General features: G+C 36.6%; 13 protein-coding genes. 9 read left to right on the top strand and 4 right to left on the bottom strand.

Annotated features, from left to right (window positions below):
* The first annotated feature begins 65 nt into the window (after window positions 1–65).
* The 5 genes from ACKPCA_RS18990 (at window position 66) to ACKPCA_RS18970 (ending at window position 5,315) form a co-directional block, all read left to right on the top strand.
* Window positions 66–971, top strand: coding sequence for a Ppx/GppA phosphatase family protein (locus tag ACKPCA_RS18990; RefSeq protein WP_054714490.1), 906 nt, complete (start codon window positions 66–68; stop codon window positions 969–971).
* Window positions 972–1,104: 133 nt separating this feature from the next.
* The gene (gene mtaB / locus ACKPCA_RS18985) at window positions 1,105–2,436 is read left to right on the top strand and encodes a tRNA (N(6)-L-threonylcarbamoyladenosine(37)-C(2))-methylthiotransferase MtaB (protein ID WP_321280481.1); all 1,332 of its coding nucleotides are present in this window, start codon (window positions 1,105–1,107) and stop codon (window positions 2,434–2,436) included.
* A gap of 71 nt (window positions 2,437–2,507) precedes the next feature.
* Window positions 2,508–3,308 carry an inositol monophosphatase family protein gene (locus ACKPCA_RS18980; RefSeq protein WP_321280480.1) on the top strand — a complete coding sequence of 267 codons (801 nt, stop codon included), beginning with the start codon at window positions 2,508–2,510 and terminating at the stop codon, window positions 3,306–3,308.
* Window positions 3,309–3,333: 25 nt separating this feature from the next.
* Entirely contained in the window at window positions 3,334–4,209 is an 876-nt protein-coding gene (locus ACKPCA_RS18975) for a lysophospholipid acyltransferase family protein (protein ID WP_321280479.1), read from the top strand.
* 71 nt (window positions 4,210–4,280) lie between these two features.
* Complete coding sequence (locus tag ACKPCA_RS18970; RefSeq protein WP_321280478.1) at window positions 4,281–5,315, top strand: glycosyltransferase family 2 protein; 1,035 nt, start codon at window positions 4,281–4,283, stop codon at window positions 5,313–5,315.
* A gap of 886 nt (window positions 5,316–6,201) precedes the next feature.
* On the opposite strand, the gene sugE is transcribed toward ACKPCA_RS18970, so the two are convergent.
* The 3 genes from sugE to gldJ form a co-directional block, all read right to left on the bottom strand.
* Entirely contained in the window at window positions 6,202–6,528 is a 327-nt protein-coding gene (sugE, locus tag ACKPCA_RS18965; RefSeq protein ID WP_305067095.1) for a quaternary ammonium compound efflux SMR transporter SugE, read from the bottom strand.
* Window positions 6,529–6,530: 2 nt separating this feature from the next.
* Complete coding sequence (locus ACKPCA_RS18960) at window positions 6,531–7,820, bottom strand: UDP-N-acetylmuramoyl-tripeptide--D-alanyl-D-alanine ligase (protein ID WP_321280477.1); 1,290 nt, start codon at window positions 7,818–7,820, stop codon at window positions 6,531–6,533.
* Window positions 7,821–7,913: 93 nt separating this feature from the next.
* Complete coding sequence (gene gldJ / locus ACKPCA_RS18955; RefSeq protein ID WP_054714475.1) at window positions 7,914–9,428, bottom strand: gliding motility lipoprotein GldJ; 1,515 nt, start codon at window positions 9,426–9,428, stop codon at window positions 7,914–7,916.
* Window positions 9,429–9,767: 339 nt separating this feature from the next.
* Between gldJ and porU the strand changes: the two genes are divergently transcribed.
* The 4 genes from porU (at window position 9,768) to ACKPCA_RS18935 (ending at window position 15,751) form a co-directional block, all read left to right on the top strand.
* The gene (gene porU / locus ACKPCA_RS18950; RefSeq protein WP_321280476.1) at window positions 9,768–13,547 is read left to right on the top strand and encodes a type IX secretion system sortase PorU; all 3,780 of its coding nucleotides are present in this window, start codon (window positions 9,768–9,770) and stop codon (window positions 13,545–13,547) included.
* A gap of 59 nt (window positions 13,548–13,606) precedes the next feature.
* On the top strand, window positions 13,607–14,782 hold the full coding sequence (porV, locus tag ACKPCA_RS18945; protein WP_321280475.1) for a type IX secretion system outer membrane channel protein PorV: 1,176 nt from the start codon (window positions 13,607–13,609) through the stop codon (window positions 14,780–14,782).
* The gene (ispF, locus tag ACKPCA_RS18940) at window positions 14,782–15,258 is read left to right on the top strand and encodes a 2-C-methyl-D-erythritol 2,4-cyclodiphosphate synthase (protein ID WP_321280474.1); all 477 of its coding nucleotides are present in this window, start codon (window positions 14,782–14,784) and stop codon (window positions 15,256–15,258) included. Before porV ends, ispF begins: the two co-directional genes overlap by 1 nt.
* A 124-nt stretch (window positions 15,259–15,382) precedes the next feature.
* Window positions 15,383–15,751, top strand: a complete 369-nt coding sequence (locus tag ACKPCA_RS18935) for a CoA-binding protein (RefSeq protein WP_054714464.1) — start codon at window positions 15,383–15,385, stop codon at window positions 15,749–15,751.
* Between the two features lie 52 nt (window positions 15,752–15,803).
* On the opposite strand, the gene ACKPCA_RS18930 is transcribed toward ACKPCA_RS18935, so the two are convergent.
* Window positions 15,804–16,127 carry a thioredoxin family protein gene (locus ACKPCA_RS18930; protein WP_054714461.1) on the bottom strand — a complete coding sequence of 108 codons (324 nt, stop codon included), beginning with the start codon at window positions 16,125–16,127 and terminating at the stop codon, window positions 15,804–15,806.
* Between the last annotated feature and the right edge of the window lie 44 nt (window positions 16,128–16,171).

Here is a 16,171-nt window from a genome sequence, read left to right as displayed (position 1 = left end):
TTGATTAGAGAAAGCATAAAATGATTTGATGCTTGTAACCAAAATTAAAATCAAATCCACCGCGTATGAAAATAATGAAATTTGCTGCCATAGACATCGGATCAAATGCTATCCGATTACTGTTTATGAACGTGTTTGAGGAAGGCGGAAATACGCATTTTAAGAAATCATCATTAATCAGGGTTCCTATTCGCTTGGGAACTGATACTTTCATTGATAAATTTATTTCCCCTATAAAAGGTGAGAAGTTGATTAAATCGATGAAAGCCTTTCGACATTTAATGGAAGTTCACGAAGTTGTTAATTATCGTGCATGTGCTACCTCGGCCATGCGTGAAGCTGCTAACGGACCAGAAATCATTAAACGAATCGAAGACGAATCTAATATTAAAATTGATATTATTGATGGTAAAGAAGAAGCCAGTATCATATTCGACAATAAAATTGCCGATACTTTAGAGCCGAATAAAGATTATTTGTACGTTGATGTTGGTGGTGGTAGTACAGAAATCACTCTATTCTCGAAAGGCATTTGTACTTTCTCAGCATCTTTCAATGTTGGAACCATTAAAATCCTGAAAGATTGTGTTCCCAAAGGTGAGTTCATTCGAATAAAAGAATGTTTATTGGACATTTGCCCTAACTGCGAAAATATTGAGATTATTGGTTCCGGAGGTAATATCAACCGTTTGGTAAAACTTGCTACCCCTAGAAAAGAAAAATACATCAGCTACAGGGAATTAAAAAACATTTATTACGACTTAAAGCAATACACCTACGAAGAGTTGATGATTAATTACAATATGAATCCCGACAGAGCCGATGTTATTATTCCAGCAGCAACAATTTTCTTAAGCGTGATGGAATGGGCAAAAGCAGATACAATTCATGTACCTAAAATTGGAGTTTCCGATGGTATTGTTCATCAACTTTATAAAGAATATAAGTCCAATAGGCTTCTAATTAGTTAGGAATTGCCTTAAAACCTAATTCTTTTTATAAATTTGCAAACTATTTTATTTGCAATAATTAGAACTGATTCAATTGAAATTGATTCAGTTCTTTTTTATCGCAATAATTTAATAATCAGCAGAGGGAAAGAATATGTTGCAAGGTAAAACTGTTGCATTTTATACATTAGGATGCAAATTGAATTTTTCAGAAACTTCAACCATAGGTAGATCATTTAAAGAAATGGGCTTCGAAACGGTGAAGATGACAGAAAAAGCTGATATCTACGTAATCAATACTTGTTCGGTAACCGATCAGGCCGATAAGAAATGCCGACAAGCCATTAAGAAAGTAATTAAAACCAATCCGAATGCTTTTGTTGCGGTTATTGGTTGTTACGCTCAATTAAAACCAAAGGAAATCCTTGAAATTCCAGGTGTTGATTTGGTTTTAGGTGCAAACGAAAAATTCAATATCCATAAGTACATCGATCACCTTGAGAAAAAAGGAACTGGCGACTTACAGCCTTGTGAGGTAGAATCGGTTAAAGATTTTCACTCATCCTACTCGATGGGCGACAGAACCAGATGTTTCCTGAAAATTCAGGATGGTTGCAATTACTTCTGTACCTATTGTACCATCCCTTATGCCAGAGGACGAAGCAGAAACAACAGCATAGCCGACACGGTAAAACAAGCTGAAAAGGTTGCTGCCGAAGGTGCTAAAGAAATAATCCTTACTGGTGTAAATATTGGTGATTTTGGTAAAAGTACCAACGAGACTTTTCTTGATCTGATTAAAGAATTGGAAAAAGTAGAAGGCATTGAGCGTTTCAGAATTTCATCAATAGAGCCGAACTTGTTGAGCAATGACGTCATTGATTTTGTTGCCGGTTCAAAGAAATTTGTAAACCACTTTCATATTCCATTGCAGGCAGGATCGAACAAGGTTCTGAAGCTGATGAAGAGAAGATACGACAGAGAGTTGTTCGCTCAACGTATCGAGAAAATCAAATCTTTACTTCCCGATGCTTTTATTGGTGTTGATGTGATTGCTGGTAGCCGTGGAGAAAGCGAAGAAGATTTCAACGATGCTTATAAATTCATTAACGAATTACCAATTAGTCAGCTTCATGTGTTCCCTTATTCGGAAAGACAAGGTACAAAGGCGCTTGAAATTAAAGAATCTGTTCCAGTTGAAGAGAGAAAGCGTCGTGCTAAAATGTTCCAGATCCTTTCTGATAAAAAACTAAGAGCTTTTTATCAGGAACACCTAAACGAGGAACTTGAAGTATTGTTTGAAGGATACAATGACAATGGTAAAATGTACGGATTCACCGAAAATTACATCAAGGTAGAAATTCCTTACAACCAAAACCTAAGCAATCAATTGGCAAAGGTTCAGCTTGTAAACATTAACGAAAATGGACATGTTGATGCTAAATTGTTAAATGAAGCGGAGTTCAGTTTTAGACCGATTATTTAATCATATTTCAAGAATTGATATTAGCTTTGAGGTAAATTATCAATTTTAAATCACTACCAATCGCATTTGTCATGAACCAATTGGAAGATTTATGCCTGAAAACCAACGAAATTGCTAAAAAAGCTGGTGCTTTTATCAAAGAGCAACAGAATAAAATTAAAGCCGATATAGTTGAAACCAAAGGCATGCACGATTTTGTTACCTACGTTGACAAAACATCGGAAGAATTAATTATTACCGAGTTGAAGAAGATTCTTCCTGAAGCAGGTTTTATTGCCGAAGAAGGAACCGAAACCTATCGTGCCGATCGTTTCAATTGGATCATCGATCCGCTTGACGGAACAACCAATTACATTCATGGCTTCTCTCCTTTTGCAGTAAGCATTGCCTTGCAGGAAAACGATGAGATTGTTTTGGGCGTAGTTTACGAAATAAGTCTTGACGAATGTTTTTACTCTTGGAAAGATGCTGATGGTGCTTTCTTAAATGGCAATTCAATTCATGTTTCAAAGGCAAATACAGTTGATGCTTCTTTAATCGCTACAGGTTTTCCTTACTACGATTACGATTTACTAAAAAACTTCATGGCAACATTGGAGTATTTCATCCTGAATTCTCATGGTGTTCGTCGTCCTGGTTCTGCGGCTACCGATTTGGCCTATGTGGCTTGTGGTAGATTCGAAGCATTTTACGAATATAGCCTTCAGGCATGGGATGTTGCAGCTGGTTCTTTCCTTGTAAAGCAAGCTGGCGGAGCGGTTTGCGACTTTAAAGGAGGTGATAATTACATCTTCGGAAAAGAAATCATTGCATCAAACGGATTGGTTCAGGAAGAATTCAAGTCGGTGGTGCAAAAGTACATGCTTAAATAACTCTCTTTTTATTGATCTAATAAACATGGCTAAGTTTTTTTCCTATATCGCATATGGCTTTATAAAACTATTGAGTTATTTGCCTTTACGAGTACTCTATATTTTCTCAGATATCATTTTCTTTATTGTGTACCATGTTGTGGGATATCGCAAGCAGGTTGTTCACACCAATTTAAAGAATGCCTTTCCCGAGAAATCTGATAAGGAGATTAAAAAAATAGGAAGAGAATTCTTCTCGCATTTCTGCGATAGCTTTATCGAAACCATTAAACTATGGACCATAAGCGAGAAGGAAATCAAAAAAAGATGTAAGTTCCTACAACCTGATTTTTTCAATCAGTATAAAGAATCTGGTAAAAGTGTAATGGCTATTCTTGGTCACTATGGAAATTGGGAATGGATGACTTCCTTTCCTGCCTGGAAAGATGTTAATTTGCTTCCAATTTACAAACCACTTCACAATAAGGTTTTCGATAAATTATACATCCAATTAAGAGAACGATTTGGTGCCAAAACGCTTCCGAAAGATGATACTTTGCGAACCATGCTAAGGTATAGAAGCGAAAAAGAATTTACCGTAACTGTTTTTCTTGGCGATCAAACTCCAAACAGAAACAGCATTCATTACTGGACCAAATTTTTAAATCAGGATACACCGATTTTGCAAGGAACCGAGCGTATTGCCAAGAAATTGGATCAGGCTGTGGTTTTTATTAACATGCAGAAGGTGAAACGTGGTTATTACGAGGTTGATTTCATTCCTTTGTTTGATCATCCGAAAGAGACAGAAGAATTCGAAATTACCGAAAAACATACTCGTGTTTTAGAAGAATACATTAGCAAAAATCCTGCTTACTGGTTGTGGTCGCACAAGCGTTGGAAACACAAGAGAGACAGTTAACAGTGAGCAGTAAATAGTTATCAGTCAACAAAACAATAGAGTTACTGATTTTTAGATATTTTTAAGAAGAAATGAATAGAATTGGAATTGTAATACTAAATTGGAATGGCAAAGAGCTTTTGAAACAGTTCCTTCCTTCAGTTGTTGGCCACTCTAAAAGAGAATGGGCCGAAGTAATTGTGGCTGATAACGCCTCAACCGACGATTCCATTGCATTTCTTGAGCAGGAATATCCTGATATCAGATTGATTCAATTGGATAAAAACTATGGTTTTGCCGAAGGATACAACAGGGCCTTGGCTCAACTCGATCATGAATACTTTGTTCTGCTGAACTCGGATGTAGAGGTCAGTGAAAACTGGTTAGATTCCATTTACCAGCAGTTCGAAAACAATACCGATATTGCTGCTGCTCAACCAAAAATTAAAGCTTACCACAACAAGTCGGATTTTGAATATGCCGGTGCTGCAGGAGGTTTTATCGATTATTTGGGATACCCATTTTGCCGAGGTAGAATTCTTGATACCATTGAAGAGGATACTGCCCAGTACGATAAAAATATTGATGTGCTGTGGGCCAGCGGTGCTGCCCTGTTTATCAGAGCTGAAATCTACAAGAATACAGGTGGTTTAGATGGAGATTTCTTTGCGCACATGGAAGAAATCGACTTGTGCTGGCGTATTAAAAACCAGGGTCACAGAATCATTTGCGACACCAACTCAACGGTTTACCATGTTGGCGGGGCAACCCTTCCCAACCACAGTTCGCGTAAGTTGTTCCTAAATTTCCGCAACAACCTGCTGATGTTGTACAAAAACCTACCACCCAATAAATTCATATCCACATTCTTTTACAGAATGGTATTAGATGGTGTTGCAGCTTTTAAATTCTTGCTTGGTGGCGAATTTGCCAACTTTGCAGCCGTATTTAAGGCGCACATGTCATTCTATGCCATGATTGGCCAATTCCGTAAAAAGCGTAAAGAATTGCTGCCTCTTGTAAGTAAGAATCATCATAAAGAAATTTACCGCAATAGCATCATTTTTGATTACTTTCTCAGATCAAAGAAAAGATATTCTGAGATTGAACAGCAACTAAAAGCATAGCCATACTGCCTGTTTGCTTTAAATTCCTAATTATTAATAATGCTTAAATGCCTGGTTGTAGCAATCAGACCCTATTTTGCCATGCCTCATCTAATGGTTAAGCTTTAGAACTGATGTGTTACAGCATTCCACTGCCTATTTATAGTATTCCGTCGCTCGGTTATGATCTTCCTTCATCGTGTTGCAGATTTTCGCCAAACGGTTGCAATTTTCCACCCTCAGGTTGAAGTATTCCTGTGATCGGTTGCAATCTTCCAGTGCTAGGTTGAAGTTTTCCATCGCTCGGTTACGATCTTCCACCACTCGGTTGAAGCATTCCACCGCTCGGTTGAAGCTTTCCATTGGGGCTACATAATAATATATAAAGTCACAAGAACAACACTACAAGCATGTATTGCAATACATTACAAACAAACTATCTTTAGAAAAACAAGTATCTCAACCAAGTAGGTACAAAAGATAACTGAATAACAGAACAACAGAAGAAGTTGTATTCAATAAATGAAAAATAAATCAGTAACTATTTTTCATTAATGTTTCAATGCAAATAAATAGGATGTCTGTTCTTTCCACAGATCATAAGCCGCTAAATACGAATTCCTGGAGATAAATAATTGGAAAAATTACGGTACGCTGTACCCCTGTTCATTTATATTGAACCTTGAGCTATAAATATTCTGGTGTTCCACACCAATCCAATATGAGTTTCCTACTTTATTTTGTCTTTAAGCAGCAGCGCTGTTTAATATTTATAGATAGGTTGACATTGCAATTATCATTAAGGTGCAGAGCACCGCAATATCTTACCAATCAATAACAATCGATTCTGCTTGGGTAATGATTCCTAATTCATCAAATGGATCTCAAACTATCGACAAAAAAACATCTAGGTAGTAGCCGTAAACTTCAATCCAATAATGGCAACCAGCAAAAGGAACATGAAGAATATACGAGAGAAATGAACAGGCTCTCCAAACAAAACGATTCCTAGTACCGCTGTAGATAAAGCTCCTATCCCTGTCCAAACAGCATATGCCGTACCAACTGGTAAATTTTTAATGGCCAAAGCCAAAAAGTACAGGCTAATGCCCATAGCAACAATGGTGATTACACTTGGCCACAGTTTCGTGAATCCTTGTGCATATTTTAGTCCAATGGCCCAAACGGCCTCAAATAATCCCGCTACAATTAAATAAATCCAAGCTATTCCCATTTCTATAATTTTTCAACCAACTTCTCCAATTGAATCCCTCTCGATCCCTTTATCAGGATATAATAATTCTTAACTTCTTCTTTCTCCAATATGGCAGCTACTTCCTCTGCCGTAAGAAATGTTTTAAACTGATTCTCAGTATTCACCTTCGAAAAAACATCTCCAACCAGGTATACATTCTCCAAAGATCTTTCCTGCAACAAGTCAATTAATTGCTGATGTTCCTTTTCTGAATCTTCTCCCAGTTCCAACATGTCTCCCAAAATCACCAACTTGTTTTTCATTGGCAAATCGGCAAAATTGTTCACCGCAACTCCCATACTGGTTGGGTTAGCATTATAGGCATCCAAAAACAAAACATTCTTTTCGGTTTTCTTCAGTTGCGAACGATTATTGCTTGGTTCGTAGTTCTCCAAGGCCACTTTTATATCCGATTCCTTGATATCGAAATATCGTCCAACCGTAACGGCTGCCAAGGCATTCTCGAAATTGTAGCCTCCAATCAATTTGGTTTTGATGTAAAGCTTGCCAATTTTCGGAGATCTTAATTCCAATACCAAGTAAGGTGCAGCTTGCAAGAACTTGGCTTTGCTATCGGCCTCTTCGCTATTGCCATAGCTATATATTTCCTGATCATTCAGCATTCTCATTAAATGATCATTCTCGCAATTCACAAAAACCTTGCCTCTACCCTGCAAGTAATCGTACAACTCCTTCTTGGTTTTCTTAACCCCTTCGAACGAGCCAAAACCTTCCAAATGCGCTTTCCCAACATTGGTAATGATTCCAAAATTTGGTTCTGCAATCTCACACAAAAACTTTATCTCCCCTGGGTGATTTGCTCCCATCTCAACAACTCCAAATTCTGTTTCCTCGGTCATTGATAGCAATGTTAAAGGCACGCCTATATGATTGTTAAAGTTGCCTTGAGTCGCAAAAGTTTTGTATTTCATGCTCAATACAGCATTAACCAATTCTTTGGTTGTAGTTTTTCCATTCGTACCTGTAATGGCCAAAATCGGAATTCCTAAACTCCTGCGATGCTCTCTGGCCAAATCCTGCAATGCTGTCAAAACATCATCAACCAAAATACAGGAGTCGTTCACTGCAAATTCTTCTTCATCAACCACAGCGTATTTACATCCTTTTTCAATTGCTGATTCAGCAAACTTATTCCCATTAAAATTTGCTCCTTTCAATGCAAAGAAAATCGAATTGGGAACAATCTTTCTTGTATCAGTAACAACAATTGGATACTGTTTAAATAAGCTGTATAGTTTAGAATTTTCCATTGGAATTGTCTCATAATATTTGAATGACGAAATTAATAAAAAACCCCATCCTTTTATAGAATGGGGTTTTGTTTTATTTCGAAAACTACTTCTCTATTTTCTAGTAGGTCTACCTACGCGAGTCATCGCACAACGGAAACCAATATCATCTCTTGCTTCTTTCTGATCCAAGAATCTTCGAGCACTTGGTGCCAACCAGAAAGCTCTGTCTTTCCAAGAACCACCTTTATACACTCTTGAGTTATCAGTAACCATAGAGCTGAAATCGCTACCATCTTGTCCTCTACCTTGCACATACATACGGCTTGAACCTTGTGTTTGATGTTCTGGATTGTTCCATTCGTAATCAGAAACAATACTTGAACTTACATCACCATCACGATAGTTACGATTATCGGCAGTCTTATAGTTTTCACGTCCTACCAATTCCTCATCTTTTTGCAATCTGTAACGAATGCGTCCTAAACTATCTTTTTCAGCGATATTTCCTTCCTCGTCACGTACTTTTGTTTTAAATACATTTCCACGATATGGATTAAATTCTGCAATATCTTCTGGCGACATTGGTCGGTAAACATCAGCAACCCATTCGCTAACATTACCTGCCATACAATACAAACCATAGTCGTTTGGCCAGAATGAATTTACAGGTGCTGTTATATCACCAGCATCATTCAAAGCACCAGCAGTACCCATATAGTCTCCTCGTCCACGAGCAAAGTTAGCCATCATCTTACCACGAACTTTTTTATTCTCGTTTCTCACCCAGTGTCCATTCCATGGGAAAATTCTTTTATCTGTAATTCGTTCTTCTTCCGAATTTCCAATCAATGCAGTAGCAGCGTATTCCCATTCTGCTTCGGATGGCAGGCGGTATTTAGGAAGTAGAATACCATCAGTCCAACGAACTTGTCTTTCTTCGTTATCCGGATCTAAATCAGGTAAGTTCTTGTTTACTGAACCTTCATACTGTCCAGCTAAATATGCTTCTGTATTAAAGTTATTCTCATCTCTCTGTGCAGGATCCGGATTTAAAATACCCTTATCAATCAGAATTTGTTCGTTTACACGATCGGTACGCCACTCGCAGTAATCAACAGCTTGTTCCCAAGATACACCAACTACTGGGTATTCAGCATAAGCTGGATGACGCAGGTAATTATTTACATATGGTTCGTTGTAAGCCAACTCATCACGCCAAACCAAAGTATCCGGCAATGCTTTCTTATAAACCTCAGGATAAGAAACGTAAACTCTCTTTGTCCAATGTAAGTATTCAAGATAATCAACATTACGAACTTCTGTTTCATCGATATAGAAAGATGGAAGCGTAACTCTTCTAGGTACATTATTCCAATCGTACATTACATCTTGTTGGGTTCTACCCATGGTAAAAGTACCACCTTCTACAAATTTTAGTCCGGGACCTGTAGCCTGTTGGTAACCGCTATGATATTCAAAACCTCCATTGTCAGGATCATTGTATGCCCATCCCGTAGTTTTTGACTTTTCTCCTTTACCTACCAAACTCTTAACCTTCGAACATGATGGGAAGATCATTAATCCAGCAGCAAAAACAGCAATAACTATGCTATAATTTAGTTTCATAATAGATTGAATGTAGTTTATCTTCAAAAATACTTAACTCAACAAATATAACTAAAAGTGCTATAATTTTATTGTATATGATTTTAGTTTTTCGATTAAATATTTAACATTTTTCATTGAAAAATCTAATCTTTACTCATCTAACTGATACTCTGAAGTAAAATTTAAATCCTGATTTTCTCTTCATTTCGCAAGCTGAATCATTTTTTAATAAAAGATTTTCAGCTACAAGTAAAAATATCAAGTTTCAGATATCATATGCAGTTTACTCGCCAATGTGTAAAGTTTTATTTAATTTGCGTTAATTCTGTTTTCAATAACGATACTTAAACCCAAAAAATGCGCTATCTCATAATTGTTCTAATTTTATTGATCGGAAAACTGAGTTTTTCGCAAACTTCCGAAACTTTCAAGCTAAATTGGTCTGATACTTATATTTCATCTCCAGATGGAGAAAACATTAGAACCATAAGCTTTAATGGCGCATCACTTGATCTGACGAACAACTGGTTACCTGAATTTTATCACTTACAAAGAACAGGTTCAGACGGAGAAATTTTCTCTGTTGAGTTATTGGATACGCATTTTGAACAGTTAAGTTCCATAGAACAGCAAATTTTACGAAATAAAACTTTTTCTTCAGAAATAAAGCCTGAAACAGAGTCGGTTTCAATCAGGAAAATTCAGTATCAAAAAGTACAATTTGTTCCAATTAGAAAAAATCCAACAAATGGTGCTATCGAAAAACTAATCAGTTTTAAACTTCGATTCAAAAAGATCAGTCAACAAACAAGTGTAAAATCAGCAAAAAACTATGTTAGCAACTCTATTTTAAGCAGTGGAAAATGGGTGAAAATTTCAGTTGACACGACTGCAATTCACAAAATTACCTATCAGCAGTTAAGCGATATGGGAATTTCGAATCCTGCAAATGTTCGTATTTATGGTTATGGTGGAGGAATGCTTCCCAAGATGAATTCAGAATTGGTAACAGATGATCTTCCTGTGGTTCCAGTATATTTTAATACTGGCAGCGATGGAATTTTTAATGATGGTGATTTTCTGTTATTCTACGCCAAGGGACCAAGAAATTGGAGATACGATGAAGAGAACTCTGAATTCGTTCATGAAAATCATTTGTATTCCGATCATGCATATTACTTTTTGAGTTCAGACCAAGGAAGTGCACAAATTATACAACAGCAAAACTCCGAATCAAGTTTTACAAATACAGTTAATTCCTTTAATGATTTTAGAGTAATAGACATTGATGAAACCAATTTATTGGAAAGTGGCAGGTTATGGCTAGGACAGGAATTCGATGTAACAACAGAATTTGATTACAGTTTCAACTTCTCCAACATACAAAATACTGCCAGTGCAATTGTTACAGCACGTTTCGCTGCAAGATCATCCTCTACAACCACCTTAAAGTTGAGTTCTGGCTCAATTAACATTGGTGCAATTAATTTTTCGGCAGTTAACACAGGAAGCTATACCGCTACTTATGCAAAATTGGAGGAAAAAAGCTTTACCAGTTTCACACCTTCAAATGACAAAGTTGATATCCATCTGGAATATGAAAAAAGTTCTGCTTCATCCATTGGTTGGTTAGATTACTTAAGGGTAAATGCTCGCTGCAATCTATTTCTAAAAGGTTCACAAATGGCGTTTAGAGATATCGAATCTGTAGCAACTGGCAATATTTCACGCTTTCAAATTCAGAACTGTTCCGCCTCAACAAGCGTTTGGGATGTTAGTAATCAAAATGCGATAAAACAAATTCCTCTTAGTTTAAATGGAACTACAGGCAGCTTTAACACATCAACCAACAGCTTAAAAGAGTTTGTAGTTTTCAATCCTGAAGGTAATTTTCCTGAACCAACAGTGATTGGCAGCCTACAAAATCAAAATTTACATGCCTTGCCACAAACTGACATGCTGATTGTTAGTGCCAATCAATTTTTATCTCATGCCGAACAGCTTGCTGCATTTCACCGAAACCATGATGATTTACACGTTACTGTCGTAGATCAGAATGCAATTTTTAATGAGTTTTCTTCAGGTGCACATGATGTTTCAGCCATTCGAAATTTTGTTAAGATGTTCTATGATCGCTCAACTGGCGAATCAGATATGATCAAATACCTATTGCTATTGGGAGATGGTTCCTTCGATAATAAATCGGATAGAGAAAGTAACACGAATAAGATATTGACCTACCAATCTGAGAACTCACTTAGTCCAACACAATCCTTCGTAACCGATGATTATTTCGGGCTTTTGGACGATGGTGAAGGAGAAGCAACGGGACTTGTAGATATTGGAATAGGAAGATTCCCCGTCAATACTTCTGAAGAGGCGCAAATCGTAGTTAAGAAAATTCTAAATTACAATTCTGCAGAAAAAGGTGATTGGCAAACAATGATTTGTTTTATCGGTGACGATGAAGATAGCAATACTCACATGCGAGATGCCAACAGGCTAGCTGTCCAAATTGAAAACAATTACCCTCAATACAGAGCTCAAAGAATATTTTTAGATGATTTTGAGCAAATAACAAGTTCGGCTGGTCAGCGATATCCTAGTGTAAATACGGAAATCAATGAAAGTATTAACAAAGGAACATTGATCATGAATTACACGGGACACGGTAATGAAAATGGTCTGGCTCACGAGCACATTCTAATGACTGATGACATATATTCCTGGCAGAATCCTGTAAAACTTCCATTGTTTATGACTGCAACATGTGAGTTCAGTCGATTCGACAACTACAAAAAATTATCGGCTGGAGAAATAATCTTTCTTCGCGATAATGGAGGTGGGATTGGACTATTCACAACTACCCGACTTGTTTTTTCATCTCCAAATTTTACCCTGAATCAAAATTTCTACAATTATGCATTTGAACGAACCTCAGATGGTAAGTTTTATCGTTTGGGTGATATCATGAGACTGACTAAAAATGCAACCTCCTCGGGAATCAACAAGCGAAACTTTACTCTTTTGGGTGATCCAGCACTACGCTTAAACTACCCGGAACACAATGCCATTAGTACACACCTAAATGATGTGGTAATATCCCAACCCGTGGACACATTAAAAGCTCTTAGCGAGATTAAAATTTCAGGTAAAATTACCTCCGGGGCCGGAGCAAATCTAAATGGTTTTAATGGCATTGTTTACCCAACCATTTACGACAAAGCCATCAATAAATCAACCAGGGGGAATGATGGAGATCCATTCGAGTACACCAGCCAAACCAGCATATTATACAAGGGAAAGGCAAGTATTGAAAATGGTATTTTCAATTTCTCATTCTTTGTCCCAAAAGATATAAACTATCAATATGGTAATGGTAAAATCTCATATTATGCATCAAGCAGCACTTCCGATGCTGCTGGTTTTACTAATTCTATTATAGTTGGAGGAACCAATCCTGGTGCTAGCGATGATAAAATTGGTCCGGAAATAGAATTGTACATGAATGATGAACAATTTACCCCAGGAGGAATGACCAATGAAAATCCCCTTTTATTGGCTATCGTTCAAGATGCAAGCGGAATCAATACCGTTGGTAACTCCATTGGTCATGATTTAATAGCAATACTGGATCAAAAATCTGAAACCCCAATTGAATTAAATGATTTCTACGAAGCAGATCTGGACAACTACAAAAGCGGAAAAGTAAGTTACCAGCTTAGTGAATTGGAAACCGGAGAACATGAAATACAATTAAAAGTTTGGGATAATGTGAATAACTCATCGGTTGCCAGTTTAGACTTTGTTGTTGCCGAAACAGCTGATTTGGTGATCAAACATGTGCTAAATTATCCTAATCCATTTACCACAAATACTGGCTTTTACTTTGAACACAATCAAGCTTCGAGCGAATTGGATGTTCTCATTCAAATTCTAACAGTATCAGGAAAATTAATTAAAACCATCGAAACTACAATTAGTTCATCTGGCAACAGGGTTGGACCCATTCAATGGGATGGAAAAGATGATTTTGGAAATTCCATTGGCCGTGGAGTTTACTTCTATCGTGTAAAAGTTCGAGCTGATAATGGAAAAACTGTAAATAAATTTCAAAAATTAGTGATCCTGAAATAATAAAACTCCACAAAACTAGTTAATTGATTTATATTTGCAGACTATTATATATTTTTATTATGACTAAAAAACTAACTTTAATCACAATCGTACTATGTCTATTAATTGTTTCAGGCATTGGTAAGGTTTCTGCCCAGACTTCAACTTCTGGTGCAAACTACATTTCAACTGCGGTTTCTTTTTTAACCATTACTCCAAACTCAAGAGCTGGTGCAATGGGTGATGCGGGTGTGGCAACATCTCCTGATGTAAATTCTATGCATTGGAATCCGGCAAAATTTGCCATGATAGATGGAAATTATGGTGTATCAGCATCATATACTCCTTGGCTTAGGGATTTAGTAGATGATATGAGCATTTCTTACCTTACCGGATATTATCGATTGGATAAGAATCAAGTTATTGGCGCATCTCTTCGCTACTTCTCTTTAGGTGAAATTGCGTTTTTAGAAAGAGCTGAAGACATTCCGGTTGCACAAAACCCAAACGAATGGGCATTTGATATTGCATACTCAAGAAGACTGAGCGATGAGTTTTCAGGAGGTATTGCTTTCAGATACATTAGATCAGATTTAACCCAATCTCAATATGTAGCTGGCATAGAAACTCAAGCAGGAAATGCTTTTGCAGCAGACGTTTCTATTTATTATCAGCATGAATTCAGAAGAAATCGAAGAGACATGGTATGGTCCTGGGGACTAAACATTTCTAATATTGGTTCTAAAATCAGCTACACTAACGATGATGAAAAGGAATTTATTCCTACCAATTTGAAATTGGGTACTGCACTAAAAATGGAATTGGACAGATACAATTCGCTTACCATTGCTGCAGACCTGAATAAGCTTTTGGTTCCAACTCCAAATAGCGGATCATTAGATGAAGATAATAATGATGGCGTTATTGTTGGAAGTGAAACCTCAGATAAATCTGTAGTAAGCGGTATTTTTAGCTCTTTTACAGATGCTCCAGGAGGAATGAGTGAAGAGTTTAAGGAAATTGCATGGTCACTTGGTCTTGAATATTGGTATCAGGAGCAATTTGCACTTAGAGGTGGATACTACTATGAACACGAAGACAAAGGGAATCGCAAGTATTTCACAGCGGGTTTAGGAGTAAAACTAAACATGTTTGATATTGATTTTTCTTACTTGATTCCAACAACCCAAAACAACCCTCTTAAAAATACTTTAAGATTTACCTTAACTGCTAATCTTGATAAAATTATTAAGTAATGAAGATTAGAGTTGGATTTGGCTACGATGTACATCAATTGGCCGAAGGAGAAGAATTTTGGTTGGGAGGAATTAAAATTGAACACAACAAAGGTTGTGTTGCTCATTCGGATGGTGATGTTTTGATTCATGCAATATGCGATGCTCTTTTAGGAGCAGCAAACATGAGAGATATTGGCTATCATTTCCCAGATACTTCAAATGATTTTAAAGGAATTGATAGCAAAATTTTACTAAAAAAAACTATTGAAATCATAGCTGAGAAAGGTTATTCAATAGGAAATATCGACTCAACAATTGCATTACAAAAACCTAAAATCAAACCATTAATTCCTGAAATGCAAGAAACACTTGCAAAAGTAATGGGAATAGATTTGGATGATTTGGCCATCAAAGCCACAACAACCGAAAAATTAGGTTTTGTGGGAAAACAGGAAGGTATATCAGCTTATGCAACTGTTTTAATTGAGAAATAATTATTCAAGAATACAAAAAGAAGCCTTTTGCATATCTGTAAAAGGCTTTTTTTATTTCGTTTTGCAAGGCTACTTTCATCAATTTTACTATATTTATTACATATAGATATATAAATATTTTAAAATGCAAAATACAGGAAAAACACTCGTACTAGGCGCAAGTACTAATGAAGATCGATACTCAAATAAATGCGTAAAACTTCTTCGAAAGCACGATATTGAAACAGTTGCAGTAGGAAACAAGGAAGGAATCATTTCTGATGTTACAATCCAAACAGGAAAGCCATGTGAGACTAAAGTTCAAACAATAGCAATTTATCTTTCACCAAAAAATCTAGAGTCTTTCCATGATTATATTATTGGATTAAAACCTGAAAGAATACTATTTCCTCCGGGAACTGAAAATCCGGAATTTTATAAAAAAGCAAATGCCCACGGTATCGAAACCGAAGAAGCATGCCCATTGGTGATGCTGAACACAGGAGTTTATTAGAATAATAACATTAAAGGAATGCCGGTAATTGAATTACTGGCATTTTTTATTCTTAAAAAAACATCTTATAATATCGGTTTAACGACTCATTTACCTCATCCAGCCCAATCGTTCGACTTCTTCTTAAAACTTCTTGTCCATCAATAAAAACAAGCAATGAAGGGTTTGTATATAAACCTTCCTGGGCAGCAATGTCAGGCTGCAGTGCAGTATCTACATGATATGCTTTTAATTTGGCAAAATTAGTCTGAAACAAATCCTCCAATTTAGGTTGCAATGCCTTGCAAACGCCACAGTTTGGAGCTGAAAAATAAATATAAAACGATTCTCTCTCATTCTTCAAGCTCTGTAATTCTTTATAATCTGCTATATTCATATTGCAATATGCTATAATAAAAAACGGTTACCTTCATAAAGATA

Origin of the sequence: Marinifilum fragile (assembly GCF_963677365.1) — a bacterium.
GTDB lineage: Bacteria > Bacteroidota > Bacteroidia > Bacteroidales > Marinifilaceae > Marinifilum > Marinifilum fragile.
The sequence above is the reverse complement of the archived record's forward strand: the minus strand, read 5'-3'. Positions and strand labels throughout refer to the sequence as shown.

What these genes read in the sequence shown, in the direction of transcription:
- ACKPCA_RS18990 (WP_054714490.1), top strand. Translation starts at nt 66, where the DNA reads ATGAAAATAATGAAATTTGCTGCCATAGACATCGGATCAAATGCTATC.
- mtaB (WP_321280481.1), top strand. Translation starts at nt 1,105, where the DNA reads ATGTTGCAAGGTAAAACTGTTGCATTTTATACATTAGGATGCAAATTG.
- ACKPCA_RS18980 (WP_321280480.1), top strand. Translation starts at nt 2,508, where the DNA reads ATGAACCAATTGGAAGATTTATGCCTGAAAACCAACGAAATTGCTAAA.
- ACKPCA_RS18975 (WP_321280479.1), top strand. Translation starts at nt 3,334, where the DNA reads ATGGCTAAGTTTTTTTCCTATATCGCATATGGCTTTATAAAACTATTG.
- ACKPCA_RS18970 (WP_321280478.1), top strand. Translation starts at nt 4,281, where the DNA reads ATGAATAGAATTGGAATTGTAATACTAAATTGGAATGGCAAAGAGCTT.
- sugE (WP_305067095.1), bottom strand. Translation starts at nt 6,528, where the DNA reads ATGGGAATAGCTTGGATTTATTTAATTGTAGCGGGATTATTTGAGGCC.
- ACKPCA_RS18960 (WP_321280477.1), bottom strand. Translation starts at nt 7,820, where the DNA reads ATGGAAAATTCTAAACTATACAGCTTATTTAAACAGTATCCAATTGTT.
- gldJ (WP_054714475.1), bottom strand. Translation starts at nt 9,428, where the DNA reads ATGAAACTAAATTATAGCATAGTTATTGCTGTTTTTGCTGCTGGATTA.
- porU (WP_321280476.1), top strand. Translation starts at nt 9,768, where the DNA reads ATGCGCTATCTCATAATTGTTCTAATTTTATTGATCGGAAAACTGAGT.
- porV (WP_321280475.1), top strand. Translation starts at nt 13,607, where the DNA reads ATGACTAAAAAACTAACTTTAATCACAATCGTACTATGTCTATTAATT.
- ispF (WP_321280474.1), top strand. Translation starts at nt 14,782, where the DNA reads ATGAAGATTAGAGTTGGATTTGGCTACGATGTACATCAATTGGCCGAA.
- ACKPCA_RS18935 (WP_054714464.1), top strand. Translation starts at nt 15,383, where the DNA reads ATGCAAAATACAGGAAAAACACTCGTACTAGGCGCAAGTACTAATGAA.
- ACKPCA_RS18930 (WP_054714461.1), bottom strand. Translation starts at nt 16,127, where the DNA reads ATGAATATAGCAGATTATAAAGAATTACAGAGCTTGAAGAATGAGAGA.